The organism is Pseudomonas sp. s4 (assembly GCF_046764235.1).
Taxonomy (GTDB): Bacteria; Pseudomonadota; Gammaproteobacteria; order Pseudomonadales; family Pseudomonadaceae; genus Aquipseudomonas; species Aquipseudomonas asiatica.
On sequence record NZ_CP177209.1, the window covers coordinates 3296800 to 3311781 of the forward strand.

Consider the following 14982-nt stretch of genomic DNA (forward strand, 5'->3'; position numbering starts at 1 on the left):
GTAGCCGAGTCAGGAAGACATGAAAACATTACTGCGCCTTTTGAAGAATTTCTGGTTTCTCCTGCTGCTGCTGTGGCTGGCGAGCCTGTTGACCTGCTGGTTGGTCGCCCCGTTGCTGCCATGGCTGCAACAGCACCTGCCCGAAGCACTGGCAATCATCAGCGCCTGCTTCCTGCTGGTGATCGTGCTGCGCCAATACCAGCGCATTCGCGCCGAGCACAACCTGGAGAACCTGCTGCAGATCGAGGTTGATCGCTCGTGGAATGCCACTGGCGAGTTCCGTGACCAGCAGGTGCTGCGCGAACGCCTCAAGCATGCCATTGCCATGTTGCGCACCGACCGCTCCGCTGGAGGCGGTGGCAAGGCGGCACTGTCCGACTTGCCCTGGTACCTGGTGGTTGGCATGTCGGCAGCCGGCAAGACCTCGCTGCTGACCCATTCCGGCCTGTCGGCCAGCATTGCCACGGCCAACGACAGCGAAAGCGGCACCCAGCACTGCGACTGGTACTTCAGCCCCGACGCGGTAATGATCGACACCGCCGGCCGCTATTTGCGTGATGACCAGTCGGCCAGCGAGTTCTCGGCCTTCCTGCGCATGCTGCGCAAGCAGCGCGGCAAGGCGGCGATCAATGGCCTGGTAATGGTGGTCAGCCTGCCCGAGCTGCTGGCGGCCAACAGCGACGAACGCAATGCCCTGGCGGCCCAGCTGGTGGCGCGGGTGGAAGAATACGCCGAGTGCCTCGACGCCAACCCGCCGGTCTACCTGATGCTGAGCAAGACCGACCAGTTGCCGGGCTTCAGCCAGGCGTTCGACGGCCTTGACCTGCATGAACGCCAGCAACCGCTGGGCATGACCTTCGGCCTGTCGGAAATCCGCAACAACGGCCTGCACGCCGTGCTGCAGACGCGCCTGGGCAACCTGCAGAACCACATTCGCCAGCATGTCGACGCGCAGGTGATCGCCCTCGGTGCCGAAGCCGACAGCACCCTGCTGAACTTCCCGCAATACTTCGCCGCACTCAGCGGTGTCCTCGAGCAGTTCCTGGAGCACTTCACCCGCGGCCATCGCGGCGGTGCCCCGCTGCTGCTGCGCGGCCTGTACTTCACCAGCGCCCTGCAGACCGGGCAGCAGCTGGGGCAGGTATACGAAGACGTCATCGCCGACGAATTCGCCCTGCAAGCCGCCTACGATGAGCACACCGAGAACGTCGGCAAGGCCGCGGGCAACCGCAGCTACTTCATCACCGACACCTTCCGCCAGGTGATCTTCCCCGATCGCGACCTGACCCTGTACCAGTCGCGCCTGGGCCGCCAGGCCGCGTTCAGCCCGCTGCTGCTGGGCCTGGCCGCCGCCACCGGGTTGCTGTTCATCGGTTGGCAGGCACTGTCGTTCACCAATAACCGCCAATGGCTGGACAGCCTGCGCGGGCAGCTGGCGCAGATCGAACAGGCAGAAGACCGCGAGCAGCAGCTGGCCGCTGGCAAGGGCCTGGAAGTGCTGCGCGAACAGATGGCCCGCGTCGAAAACCATCGCCTGCAGGGTGTACCACTGCAGTTGGGGGGTGGCCTGTACCATGGCGAAGCCATCCACCAGGTGACTCGCACCGCCTACCTGGCGCAACTGCGCAGCCAGGCGCTGGAGCCGATCGCACGCAGCCTGCAAGTGCAGATGCGGGCCTTCAACACCTTCGCCAACGGTATCAACCAGGAGCTGGAATTCACCCCGGCCCCGACACCGAAAAAACGCAATGGCAAGCCGCTGGCCCCGGCCATTGCAGCCAAGGCCCAGGCTGCGCTGGGCAACAGCCGCGCCGGTGCCTATGCCGCCAAGGTCAACCTGGCCACCGCCAGCGATGCCGCCGAGCTGTCTGCCACCACCGGTGGCCTGTCACTGTCCGAAGAAATGCTCGGGCGCCTCGACGAACAGCAGGTGGCCTCGATCATCGATGCCTACAACACCCTCAAGCTGTACCTGTTGCTGACCGAGCCCCAAGGCCATCCGGACCCGGCCTTCGTCGCTGCCAACCTGCCCCAGGCCTGGGCCAGCGCCGCCACCGAAGGCACTCCGGCCGACGCAGCCGTGATCGCAGAAAATGCCCCGCTTTACGTACAGTTGCTGGAACAAGGCCAGGCGCCGTCGTTGCCGCGTAACGAACAGCTGATCAACGAAACCCGGCAAAACCTCAAGTCGTTCATGATCTCCAGCTCGCTGGTCGATCGCGAGTACCTGCGCCTGCAACTCGAGTCGAGCCGCCAGTTCCCGGCCCTGAGCCTGAACGACCTGGTGCCGCAACCGGGCCGCGCGTTGCTGTATGGCTCTGCTGGCGTACCGGCAATCTATACCCGCCAGGGCTGGGACACCTTCGTCAAGCCCGAACTGATCAAGCTGGTGTCGGGCAACCTGCGCAACGAGTCTGACTGGGTGCTGGACGGTGAAGGCGGCGATGCCATCGTGCAGAAGGCCAACTTCGTGCGCGAGTTCATGACCCGCTACAAGCGCGACTACACCCAGGCCTGGTACAAGATGGTCAGCAGCGTGGGGGTACGCCACTTCGCCGACCTGGCCTCGGCCACCCAGCAGCTGGGGCTGCTCAGCGATGTGCAGAACTCGCCGGTAAAGAACCTGCTGGCGGCGGTCAATGACAACACCCAGTGGGACCTGCCGGTCAAGCACGCCATCCCGGCCCCCGGTAGTACCCGCGAAGACGGCTTCTGGAGCAAGGTCTCCGGCCTGCTCGACACCAAGGACGCCCTGCCCGCCAACGTCGCCCCGGCCCTGCCGGCGGTGGACGACGGCAGCCTGGCCAAGCGCTTCGAACCGGTGGCGCGGGTATTTGCCGAAAACAACGCCGAAGGCGCCGACAGCACCATCATGGACCGCTACCTGGCCGCCTTGCGCAAGCTCAAGGTGCGCATGAACAACATCCAGCGTTCGCAGGATGTGGGCAAGAGCAGCAAGCAGCTGATCAGCGAGACCCTGGAAGGCCAGCCGAGCGAAGTCACCACCGTGCGCAACTATGTGGAAAGCAGCGTCGACACCAGCCAGGACGGCCTGTCGCGCTCGCTGCAGGGGCTGTTCAGCCTGCCTATCCAGTATGCCTGGGCGACCCTGCGCGACCCGGCCGGCCAGCAGATCGCCAAGGCCTGGGCGCAGCAGATCGCCAAGCCTTGGGAACAGGTCATGGCGCACCGCTACCCGATTGCCGGCAGCAGCCGCAACGAGGCGTCGGTAAAGGACCTGCAGCGCTTCGTCGACCCCGACAGCGGCCTGCTGCCGGCCTTCAAGCGCAACGAAATCGGCAACCTGGCCGGGGGTGAAGGCCTGGGTGTGGGCGACGGCAAGGCACCGGCGCTGGTCAACCCAGGCATGCTCAACAGCATCGACAAGGCCAGCTCCGTGGGCCAGGTGATCGCCAGCCTGTCGGACCGTGACAACGGCTTCGAAATCATGCTGGAACCTTCTGCCAACTTCACCGACATCGTGTTCACCCTCGATGGCCAGGAACAGCACTACCGCAACGGCCGCAGTAGCTGGAACCGCTTCGCCTGGCCGGGCACCAGCAACGCTCCGGGTGCCCGCCTGGATGTGGTCACCCTCAGTGGCGCGCGGGTCACCGTGTTCGACTTCCCCGGGCGCTGGGGCCTGCTGCGCATGAACGAAAGCGCCCGGGTCGAAGACCTGGACGGCATTCAGCAACGCTTCAGCTGGAACACCGCCAGCGGCCGCGTGAGCCTTGTAGTGCGCAACTTCGGTGGGGTGAAACTGACCGACCTGGGTGATGTCAAGGCGCTGAGCGCCCTCAACGACAGGGGCGCCCAATGATCGGTTGCTTCGGCAAGCTGCCGTCGAGCGCAGACTTCGTCAGCCTGCATGGCGCGGCGGAAGAAGTCTGCGAGTTCGACGCCTGGCTGCAGTCTGCGCTGGCGGCCATGCGCCACCGCGAAGACTGGCAGGCATTGTTCGACGCACTGCCGATGTGCTTCTTCAATTACCGCGCGAGCAACGGCAACTGGCTGCTGGGTGGCCTGCTCAGCTCGCGGGATGCCAGCCAGCGACGCTACCCGTTCTTCATCTTCCAGTTGCTCAAGGGCGAGGGAGCCACGATGCTGGTGAACCCGTTCACCCTCGGCGAGCTGTTCAGCGCGCAGATCAAGCCGATGCTGCACCAGGCGGTGCAGGGCGCTGACTGCGCCAGCCTGTTCGAACGCATCAAGGCCCTGCGGCCGCTGCAGGCCCAGGACCTCGACCTGTTTCGCCAGGTGCACGCCAAATTCCTCAAGGATTTCAGCTTGGCCGATGTCGCCCGCGCCCTGCTGCGCTCCTGGCCGGACTTCAAAAGTGACAAGGCGCTTGCGCTGCTGCAGGCAAGCCGAGCCGTGCTGCACAACGATTTCGCCGGTGGCATCGAGCTGCCCTTGCCGGCCGAACGCGGCCTGAAAAACCCTACCGCCGACCTCTGGCTGACCTGGCTGACCCGCATGAGCCGGCAGCCCGGCGTGCCGGCGGTGAGCCTGCTGGCCGACGACTTCATGAAACCACGGCTGTACTGCCTGCCGTCGCGCCACGCCAACTGTGCCTACCGCCTGCTCAGTGGTTGCGCCGAAGCAGGTCAGCATCTGGAGCCGCTCGACCCGCTGACGGTACCGCCACGGCTGCACGATTACGACCGATCTCTTGAACATGTCATCGACCAGTTCGTCGATGCGCTGGATGCGACACCTGTATGAACAAGATCAAGTACTACTGCCTGCGCTACCAACCCTACCTGCTGGGAGTGGCGTTCTTCCTGGCGATCTTCCTGGTCTGGGCCATCGGTTGCGCCCTGGGCTTCGCCTCGCTGCATAGCCTGCTGGCCGGTATCGGCGTGTTTCTGCTGCTGTCGGCGGGCTATGTACTGCTGCTGTACCGCGGCGCCGGCCAGCACCACAACCTCGAAGGGTTGCTGCGCGACGATGCCGACCAGGCGGTACTCAACGCCACCCCCGCCGACCGCGAAGAAGTAAGCCTGCTGCGCGAACGCCTGCTGCAGAGCATCGAGCGCCTGCGCAGCAACACACCTCGCGGCACCTCGGCCAAGGACGCGCTGTACGCCCTGCCCTGGTACCTGGTGATCGGCCAGCCGGCCGCCGGCAAGAGCACGATGATCCTGCAGTCGGGCCTGAACTTCCCCTATGCCGAACGCGAAGGCGCACGGGTTGCGGGGCTTGGCGGCACGCGCAACTGCGACTGGTTCTTCAGCTCCGAAGCCGTGCTGCTGGATACCGCCGGGCGCTACATGAACAGCCCCGAAGAAGCCGGCAAGTGGCGCGGCTTCCTGCAGCTGTTGCGCCAGCATCGCCAACGCCGCCCTCTCAACGGCTTGATCGTCAGCGTCAGCATCGCCGACATCCTGCATGGCTCGGCCGAGGACCAGGACCGCGTGGCCAAGCGCCTGCGTGAACGGATCCAGGAAAGCTGCGCGCTGCTGGAAGTGCGCCTGCCGATCTACCTGGTGTTTACCAAGTGTGACCTGATCCCCGGCTTCACCCCGTTCTACCGCCAGCTGGATGACGCTGCGCGTGGTGAAGTGATGGGCAAGACCTTCTCGCACAAGGGTTACGCGCAGGCCGACTGGGGCCAGCGCTTCGGCAAGGCGATGGACGAACTGACCGGTTACTGGCAGCAGGTGGCGAGCCAGCACCTGGTGCAGCAGGACATTCAGGTCACCCGGCAGAACAACGCTGCCTACCGCTTCCCGCTGGAGCTGGCCGCGCTCAAGCCGCGCCTGCAGCAGTTCGTCGACAGCCTGTTGCGTGCCAACCCGTACCAGAATGCCGAAATGCTGCGCGGGTTCTATTTCACTGCCGCACTGCAGGCCGACGAAGCCCTGTGGGGCAGCCACGGCCAGCATGTGGCCGAACGCTTCGCCCTCGAACATGCCGAAGGCACCGCCACTGCCGTCAGCCAGCCGGCGCCGCTGTTCATCAACAGCCTGTTCCGCAAGGTGATCATCCCTGACCAGCACCTGGTGGCGCTGTACACCAGCAACACGCGGGAGCGCCGGCGCAAGGCGGGCTGGGTTGCCGCCACCGGCCTGGCAGCCCTGGTGCTGTGCAGCCTGTGGGGCTGGTCGTACCTGAACAACCGCGCCACCCTGGCCAGCATCGCCGACGAACTGGCCCAGGCCAAGGCCGACGACCAGGCTGCCCGCGGCCAGTACGCCGCCTGGCATAGCCTTGACCGCTTGCGCTTCTGGGCCGAGCACTACTATCAGCAGCACCGCGAACAGGGCGTGCCGCTGGGCATGCGCCTAGGCCTGTACCAGGGCCATGAGGTCGAGCCGCTGCTGCGCAGCCGTTACTTCGCCACGCTGCAGAACGTGATGCTCAAGCCCACGGCAGACAACCTGACCCGCACCCTGTACCTGCTGACCACGATCAAGGTGTACCAGCGCAACACCCGCGAACTGCAGCCTGTGAGCGGCGTGGACAGCGTCGAGGCCGAGGCGCTGCCACATGACAACCGCGCGCAGTCGATCGCCGACTTCGGCAAGGCGGCGCTGGATACCTACGTGATGCTCTCGCCGGCCCGACGCGAAAACGCCGACCCGGCGTTTCTCAAGGCGCACCTGCCCGACTACTGGTACCCGGCCATCGCTCGCCATACCGGCAAGAGCATGGCCGCGGCCGCCAGCGAGGCCGGCGGCAACCAGGACTACCTGTACGCCAGCCGCCAGATCACCTTCTACAGCGACCAGATTCGTGAGCCGGATGTGCCGCGTATCCTCGACAACGCCTTCCTGATGTCCAGTTCGCGCAATTACATCGACAGCCTGCGCGCCCAGTCGCTGCGTTCGATCGAGACCATCACGCTGGAGTCCGACACCCTGTTCGCCTTCGGCCGCGCAGACTTCCAGAGCCTGAAGAGCGAAGGCCAGAGCCAGCTGAGCGCGATCGCCAGCAAACTGCTGAACACGCCCAACATCGGCAAGATTATCATTTCCGGCCACGCCGACCAGCTCGGCGACAGCCAAGGCAACCTGCAGGTTTCGAAACAGCGGGCGCAGACCATTCGCACCTACCTGGTCGGCAAGGGCGTACCTGCCGAACTGGTGGTCGCCCAGGGCGAAGGCAGCCGCAAGCCGCTGGTCAACTGCGACCTGCAGCAACCGCGGGCGCAACTGATCAAGTGCCTGGAGCCCAACCGCCGGGTGGAAATCGAAGTACGCGGGCTCAACTGAAGCCCGCTGCAAGAACCGGCTACCCGGGCCTCACAGGAGGAGGCCCGGGTAGCGGAAAGCTACCTCTGCCGACAGGTTCGGCGAGGTCAAAACCAAGGGGCGCATGAGCAACCCTTTAAATGTTGTTAATGGAGAGTTTCACAATGGCATTTGACGCGTATATCCAAATCGACGGCATCCCGGGCGAAGTACTGGATGCAAAGCACAAGGACTGGATCGAAGTGCTGGGCTACGAGTACGGCGCCACCCAGGCCACCTCGGCTACCGCCAGCTCCTCGGGCGGTGCGTCGTCCGAGCGTGTTGCCCTGAGCGACTTCAAGATCCGCAAGGCGGTCGACAAGGCTTCGGCCAAGCTGTTCGAACACTGCTGCACCGGCAAGCACATCGCCAAGCTGAAGCTGAACGTGAACCGCGCCGGTGGTGACAAGGTCACCTACCTGACCATCGACATGGAAGAAGTCGTGGTCTCCTCGGTGCGCTTCATCGCCGGTGGCAACCAGAACGGTGAAGACAAGGCTGTGAGCGACCTGCCGGTCGAAGAAATCAGCTTCAACTTCGCCCGCATCAAAACTACCTACACCCAGCAGAACCGCACCGACGGCCAGGCTGGCGGCAACATCGTCGGCGGCTGGGACCGCACCGCGAACAAAGTGTTTGCCTGATAACCTGCGTACCCGGGGGCCGCTACGGCGGCCCACATCCCACAGCGTGCCAGGTGACCTGGCACGCTGTTCATCTGCCATGACCAGAGTGTTTTATGCCTGAAATCCTCAATGACCTTTCGCTGGCAACGCTGACCGCACCCATCGAGGGTGGCAGTGGCGAAGACTTGAGCTTCTCTGCCTTGTTCGACCAGATCAAGGAGGCGCGCCGGGCAGACCCTGACTACCTGACCCAGGGCGACTGGCAAACCGACCTGAAGACCGCCGACTGGGAGCAGGTGGTCAACCTGTCGGCCCAAGGGCTGGCGCAGCAAAGCAAGGACCTGATGCTGGTAGCCTGGCTCAGCGAAGGGTTGGCCCAGCGTGAACATTTCGAAGGCATCACCTTTGGCCTTCGGCTGACCGAACAGGTACTGGAAGCATTCTGGGACACGCTGTACCCAACACTCGAAGATGGCCTGGACGAACGCGCTGCGCGGCTGTCCTGGCTGAAGACCACGCTCACCGACATTGCCGGTGGCTTGCCCATTACCCAAGGGCAGAATTTTGGCGTGTTGCGCTATGACGAATCACGCTACGTAGAAAACCTTGCCTTGCAGAACCCCAAGGCAATGCAGACCGCGCTGAACGAAGGCAAGATCAACGCCGAAATCTTCCAGCGCTCGGTGGCGCTTAGCGACACCGAACACCTGCGCACCAAGGCCCTGCAGATCGCCGCCAGCCTGGAGGCCTGCAAAGCCCTGCAAGCCAGTGCCGACCGCCTGTTCGGCCATGAGGCGCCCAGCTTTGCCAGCCTTGCCGACATGCTGTCGCGCGCCAGCCAGCTGGCTGAAAAACTGCTCAAGGACCGCGGTGTCGAACTGCACCCCGCCACTGTGGCAGCGGCAGAACCCGAAGCCACTGTTGCCCCCACCAGCGAAGCAGGTGAACCGATGAACACACCCGTCCAGGCCACCACGCCTGCGCCGATGCGCACGACGCCCCTGACCCGCGACGAAGCCTTCACCATGCTTGCGGGTATCGCCCAGTTCTTCAAGCAGAGCGAACCGCAGAGCCCGGTGCCTTACCTGATCGAACGCGCCATCAAGTGGGGCAACATGCCGCTGGAAGGCTGGCTGAGCGATGTGATCAAGGACAGCAACGTGGTGGACAACATTCGCGACGTGCTGGGCACCCGCGAGCCAAGATCCTGATGCTGTATCGGCTACCCGCGAAGAGGCCGGTACAGGCACCACAAATACTGCTAACGTGAGTGCTCTCAACCGCCAAGGACCGCTCAGATGCCGCCACGTTCACCCGCCCCCACCGGCTTCATTCGCGTTCGTGGCGCCCGCGAGCACAACCTGAAGAACATCGATGTGGATATCCCTCGCGACGCGCTGGTGGTATTCACGGGGGTGTCCGGCTCGGGCAAGTCCTCGCTGGCCTTCTCCACCCTCTACGCCGAAGCCCAGCGCCGCTACTTCGAATCGGTGGCGCCCTATGCCCGGCGCCTGATCGATCAGGTCGGCGTGCCGGACGTCGACGCCATCGAAGGCCTGCCGCCGGCCGTGGCCCTGCAGCAGCAACGCGGCACGCCGAGTGCACGTTCCTCGGTGGGCAGCGTGACTACACTGTCCAATTCGATCCGCATGCTCTACTCCCGCGCCGGCAGCTACCCGGCCGGGCAACCGATGTTGCATGCCGAGGACTTCTCGCCCAACACCCCGCAAGGTGCCTGCCCGGAGTGCCATGGGCTGGGGCGGGTCTATGAAGTGAGTGAAGCGACCATGGTCCCCGACCCGTCGCTGACCATCCGCGAACGGGCCGTAGCGGCCTGGCCGATGGCCTGGCAGGGGCAGAACCTGCGGGACATTCTGGTGACCCTGGGCTATGACGTCGATACCCCCTGGCGCGACCTGCCCCAGCAGCAACGCGACTGGATTCTCTACACCGAAGAAACACCCACGGTGCCGGTGTATGCCGGCCTGACCCCGGCGCAGACCCGCGCTGCGCTCAAGCGCAAGCTCGAGCCGAGTTACCAGGGCACCTTCAGCGGTGCCCGGCGCTACGTGCTGCACACCTTCATGCACTCGCAGAGCGCGCAGATGCGCAAGCGTGTGTCGCAGTACATGCGCCCCAGCCCATGCCCGCAGTGCCAGGGCAAGCGCCTCAAGCGTGAGGCGCTGGACGTAACCTTCGCCGGCTGCGACATAGGCGAGCTGTCGCGGTTGTCGTTGCAGGCGCTGGCCGAGGTGTTCCGTCAGGTTGCTGCGCCAGGCTATCTGGAGCAGCACGACGGCAACCTGACCCTGGAAAAACGCCTCGCCGCGCAACGCATCGCCAACGAACTGCTCGAACGCATCGGCCCCCTGCTCGACCTGGGCCTGGGCTACCTGGCCCTGGAACGCAGCACCCCTACCCTGTCCTCTGGGGAGCTGCAACGCCTGCGCCTGGCCACCCAGCTGAACTCGCAATTGTTCGGCGTGATCTACGTGCTGGACGAGCCGTCGGCCGGCTTGCACCCGGCCGACAGCGAAGCCCTGTTTGAAGCGCTGCAGCGCCTGAAGCAGGCTGGCAATTCGGTATATGTGGTGGAGCACGACCTGGATACCATGCGTCGTGCCGACTGGCTGGTGGATGTAGGGCCTGCCGCTGGCGAGCATGGCGGCACCATTCTCTACAGCGGGCCGCCCGCCGGCCTGGCCCGGGTCGAGCAGTCATGCACCCGGGCCTACCTGTTCAGTACATTGGCCCAGGCCACGCGCACACCTCGCCAGGCCCGCGACTGGCTGAAGCTCGAAGGCATCAGCCGCAACAACCTGCACGACCTCAGTGCCGCATTCCCGCTGGGTTGCTTTACCGCCGTCACCGGTATTTCCGGCTCGGGCAAGTCGAGCCTGGTCAGCCAGGCTCTGCTGGAGCTGGTGGGGGCGCACCTGGGCCATGCCGACCTGCGCAGCGAGCCTGAGGAGCAGAGCCTGGAAGATGAACCCGAACAGGCCAGCGGCGGGTTTGTCAGCGCCGGCCTTGGCAGCATCAAGCGCCTGGTGCAGGTCGACCAGAAACCGATCGGCCGCACGCCTCGTTCCAACCTGGCCACCTACACCGGCCTGTTCGACCATGTACGCAAGCTGTTCGCTGCCACCGAACAGGCCAAGGCACAAGGCTTCGATGCCGGGCGTTTCTCCTTCAACGTTGCCAAGGGGCGCTGCGAGAACTGCGAGGGCGAAGGCTTCGTCAGTGTCGAGTTGCTGTTCATGCCCAGCGTCTACGCGCCCTGCCCGACCTGCCATGGCGCTCGCTACAACCCGGAAACCCTGGCGGTGAGCTGGCAAGGCATGAACATCGCGCAGGTGCTGCAATTGACCGTCGACCAGGCCCTGCAAGTGTTCGCCGAGCAGCCAGCGGCGCGCCGCTGCCTGCAGGTGCTGCAGGACATCGGCCTGGGCTATTTGCGCCTGGGGCAGCCGGCCACCGAACTGTCCGGCGGCGAGGCGCAGCGCATCAAGCTGGCCACCGAGCTGCAGCGCATGGCCCGCGGGGCGACGCTGTATGTACTGGACGAACCTACCAACGGTTTGCACCCGCAGGACATCGACCGGCTGCTGGTGCAGCTCAACCGCCTGGTCGATGGCGGGCACAGCGTGGTGGTGGTCGAGCATGACATGCGGGTGGTCGCGCAGAGCGACTGGGTGATCGACATCGGGCCTGGGGCCGGGGATGCCGGGGGCCAGGTGGTGGTCAGCGGCACGCCACAGGTGGTGGCCGGGTGTGCTGAAAGCCGCACTGCGGCGTTTCTGGCCAAGGCCTTGTAGCGCCTGCACCGGCCTCTTCGCGGGTAAACCCGCTCCTACAGGTACTACACAGCTTGCAAGATCTGTGGTGACCCTGTGGGAGCGGGTTTACCCGCGAAGAGGCCGGTGCAGGCTGTAGACTGTTTTTTTGCAACGACCGCTCCAGTACAGTCTGCCCCATGGACAAATACGCCCCACGCCAGTGGCTCCCCCACGAAAAACCCAGCCTGCCGGGCTCCCCCTCCACGCCCCTGCACACACCCGCCAAACGCCTGGCCTACGGCGTGGTCGGGCTGCTGGTGGCGATCACTGGTGGCCTGGGCAACGCGCTGGTCACCGCCAACCTGGTATTCCTGCAGGGTGCGCTGGGAGCAACCACAGCGGAGATGGCCTGGCTGCCGGCCGCCTACGTAATGACCAACGTGTCCATCAACCTGCTGCTGGTGAAGTTTCGCCAGCAGTTCGGCCTGCGCGCGTTCACCGAGGTGTTCCTGGTGCTCTATGCCTTGGTCACCTTCGCCCATCTGCTGGTCAACGACCTCAACTCGGCCATCGCCGTGCGGGCGGCCCATGGCATGGTCGGTGCCGCGCTCAGCTCGCTGGGGCTGTACTACATGATCCAGGCGTTCCCGGCGCAATGGCGGTTGAAGGCTATGGTGCTGGGCCTGGGCGCCTCGCAGCTGGCGTTGCCGCTGGCGCGGATATTTTCCGAAGACCTGCTGCAGATCGCCGAATGGCGCGGCCTGTACCTGTTCGAGCTGGGCCTGGCGCTGGCCGCGCTGGGCTGCGTGCTGATGCTCAAGCTGCCCCCCGGTGACCGCTTCAAGACCTTCGAGCCGCTGGACTTTCTCACCTTCTCGCTGATGGCCAGCGGCACCGCCCTGCTTTGCGCCGTACTGTCACTCGGGCGTATCGACTGGTGGCTGGAGGCTCCCTGGATCGGCATGGCCCTGGCGGCCTCGATCGCGCTGATCTTCAGCGGCCTGGCCATCGAGCACAACCGCCAGAACCCGCTGCTGATGACCCGCTGGCTGGGCAGCGGCGCAATCATTCGCCTGGCCCTGTGCGTGGTGCTGATCCGCATGGTCACCTCGGAGCAGTCCACCGGGGCGGTCGGCTTCCTGCAGGCGCTGAACCTGGGCAGCGAGCAGATGCGCACGCTATACGCGGTCATGCTGCTGGGCGCGGTGGCAGGCCTGGTCAGCAGTGCCCTCACCATCAACCCCAACCACCTGGTGATCCCGCTGTTCATCTCGCTGCTGGCCATGGCCACCGGCGCCTTCATGGACAGCAGCTCGAGCAACCTCACCCGCCCGGCACAGATGTACCTCAGCCAGTTCCTGCTGGCATTCGGCAGCACCTTCTTCCTCGGCCCATCCATGGCCCTTGGCATCAGCCATGTGCGCGCCAACCCGCGCAACCTGGTGAGTTTCTCGGTGCTGTTCGGCATCTGCAACAACCTCGGCGGCCTGATTGGCGCGGCGCTGCTGGGAACCTTCCAGACCTGGCGGGAGAAATTCCATTCCAGCCACCTGATGGACCGCCTCAGCTACCTGGAACCGTTGGTTACGGCCCGCGTGCAAAGTGGCGGTGCCGGCTACGGCGGCATCATTGCCGACCCGGCCCTGCGCAGCGAAGCCGGCATGCGCCTGCTGGCCAGTGCCGCCACCCGCGAGGCGAACATCATGGCCTACAACGATGTGTTCGTGCTGATCGGCAGCATCGCTATCCTGACCATGATCTGGATCTGTATCCGTAGCACCTGGCTCTGGCACACCAAACGCCGGGCCCTTTCCCCTGACTCCACCCCCGGCGCGCCCACCCGATGACCGACAACACCCGCACCACGACCACCACCGCCATCGCCGAAACCCCGGAAGGCGCCACGCCGCCCAGCGAGCCGACCAGCCCGGTGCGTTCGCGGCGGGTGCGTATCCTGTCGTCGATCAGCTTCGCCTGTGTGGCCCTGGCCGGCATTCTGCTGGTGCTGTATGCCTGGCGCCTGCCGCCATTCAGCAGCGCCATCGAAAGCACCGAGAACGCCCTGGTGCGCGGCCAGGTAACCATCATCGGGCCGCAGTTGAGCGGCTATATCGTCGATGTGCCGGTGCATGACTTCCAGTTCGTCAAGGCCGGCGACCTGCTGGTGCAACTGGACGACCGCATCTACAAGCAACGCCTGGCCCAGGCCATCGCCCAGCTGCAGCAACAACAGGCGGCCCTGGCCAACAATCTGCAGCAGCGCAACAGTGCCGAAGCCACCATTGCCCAGCGCCAGGCCGCCATCGGCGATGCCGCCGCCCAGGCAACCAAGGCCAGGGCCGACCTCGGCCGCAACCAGGCGTTGGTCAGCGATGGCTCGGTGTCGCGGCGCGACCTGGACCTGGCCCGAGCCAGCGAAGCTGCAGCGGTCGCCAGCCTGGCCCAGGCCAAGGCAGCACTGGAGATCGCCCGCCAGGACCGCGAAACGGTGGTGGTCAACCGGGCCGCGCTGGAGGCCTCGGTGGAAAACGCCAAGGCCGCCGTGGAACTGGCCCGCATCGACCTCGACAACACCCGCGTCACCGCCCCGCGCGACGGCCAGCTGGGGCAGATCGGCACACGACTGGGGGCCTATGTCAATTCCGGTGCGCAGTTGATGGCGCTGGTGCCCGACACCTTGTGGGTGATCGCAAACATGAAGGAAACCCAGATGGCCAATGTGCGCATTGGCCAGCCGGTGAGTTTCACCGTGGATGCGCTGAACCATCTGAAGCTGCATGGGCATGTGCAGCAGATCTCACCGGCCACTGGCTCGGAGTTCGCCTTGCTGCAGGCGGACAATGCCACCGGCAACTTCGTCAAGATTGCCCAGCGCATACCGGTGCGGATTACCGTGGATGCCGACCAGCCGGAGGCTCGGCGCTTGCGGCCGGGGATGTCGGTGGTGGTCAGTATCGATACCCGTGGCGAACAGTGATGTTGCCTTTACCGGCCCAATCGCCGGCAAGCCAGCTCCCACAGTTACGGTGCAGCTCTCAAGGCCTGTGGTGTACCTGTGGGAGATTGCCCAGCCCTTTGGGCTGCGCTTTCGCGCAGAGAACCAATATCGCTCGTCTGACGCGTCCTTTGTAGGAGCAGCCTTGTGCTGCGAAGAGGCCGGTACAGCCAATAGACAGGCTTTGTCAGTACCGGCCTCTTCGCAGCACAAGGCTGCTCCTATAGAACCTCGCCGAACCAATGAGTCATGTGTTGTTCTATGAGAGCTGGCTTGCCGGCGATTGGGCCACAGCAGCCCACACAGAGATGCCGTCTTGCCATGATTGCGCCGCTCTAGCCCGTAGG

Annotated in this window: 8 protein-coding genes; all 8 read left to right on the forward strand. The window is 64.9% G+C overall.

Annotation, left to right across the window (positions count from 1 at the left end):
• Positions 1-19 precede the first annotated feature (19 nt).
• The 8 genes from ACK56M_RS15505 to ACK56M_RS15540 all read left to right on the forward strand — a co-directional run bounded on the left by ACK56M_RS15505 (position 20) and on the right by ACK56M_RS15540 (position 14617).
• The gene (locus tag ACK56M_RS15505; protein WP_411958770.1) at positions 20-3823 is read left to right on the forward strand and encodes a type VI secretion protein IcmF/TssM N-terminal domain-containing protein; all 3804 of its coding nucleotides are present in this window, start codon (positions 20-22) and stop codon (positions 3821-3823) included.
• A complete protein-coding gene (gene tagF / locus ACK56M_RS15510) occupies positions 3820-4728 on the forward strand; it encodes a type VI secretion system-associated protein TagF (protein ID WP_015270497.1) in 909 nt (302 codons plus the stop codon). The genes ACK56M_RS15505 and tagF overlap by 4 nt, the downstream gene beginning before the upstream one ends.
• The gene (gene tssM / locus ACK56M_RS15515) at positions 4725-7220 is read left to right on the forward strand and encodes a type VI secretion system membrane subunit TssM (protein WP_085720313.1); all 2496 of its coding nucleotides are present in this window, start codon (positions 4725-4727) and stop codon (positions 7218-7220) included. Before tagF ends, tssM begins: the two co-directional genes overlap by 4 nt.
• 143 nt (positions 7221-7363) lie before the next feature.
• Positions 7364-7882 carry an Hcp family type VI secretion system effector gene (locus tag ACK56M_RS15520; RefSeq protein ID WP_013972759.1) on the forward strand — a complete coding sequence of 173 codons (519 nt, stop codon included), beginning with the start codon at positions 7364-7366 and terminating at the stop codon, positions 7880-7882.
• Between the two features lie 95 nt (positions 7883-7977).
• Complete coding sequence (gene tssA, locus ACK56M_RS15525) at positions 7978-9075, forward strand: type VI secretion system protein TssA (protein ID WP_003260519.1); 1098 nt, start codon at positions 7978-7980, stop codon at positions 9073-9075.
• 87 nt (positions 9076-9162) lie between these two features.
• Complete coding sequence (gene uvrA / locus ACK56M_RS15530) at positions 9163-11679, forward strand: excinuclease ABC subunit UvrA (protein WP_217191354.1); 2517 nt, start codon at positions 9163-9165, stop codon at positions 11677-11679.
• Positions 11680-11837: 158 nt separating this feature from the next.
• Entirely contained in the window at positions 11838-13487 is a 1650-nt protein-coding gene (locus tag ACK56M_RS15535; protein ID WP_015270501.1) for an MFS transporter, read from the forward strand.
• Positions 13484-14617, forward strand: coding sequence for an HlyD family secretion protein (locus ACK56M_RS15540; RefSeq protein WP_015270502.1), 1134 nt, complete (start codon positions 13484-13486; stop codon positions 14615-14617). Before ACK56M_RS15535 ends, ACK56M_RS15540 begins: the two co-directional genes overlap by 4 nt.
• Positions 14618-14982 lie beyond the last annotated feature (365 nt).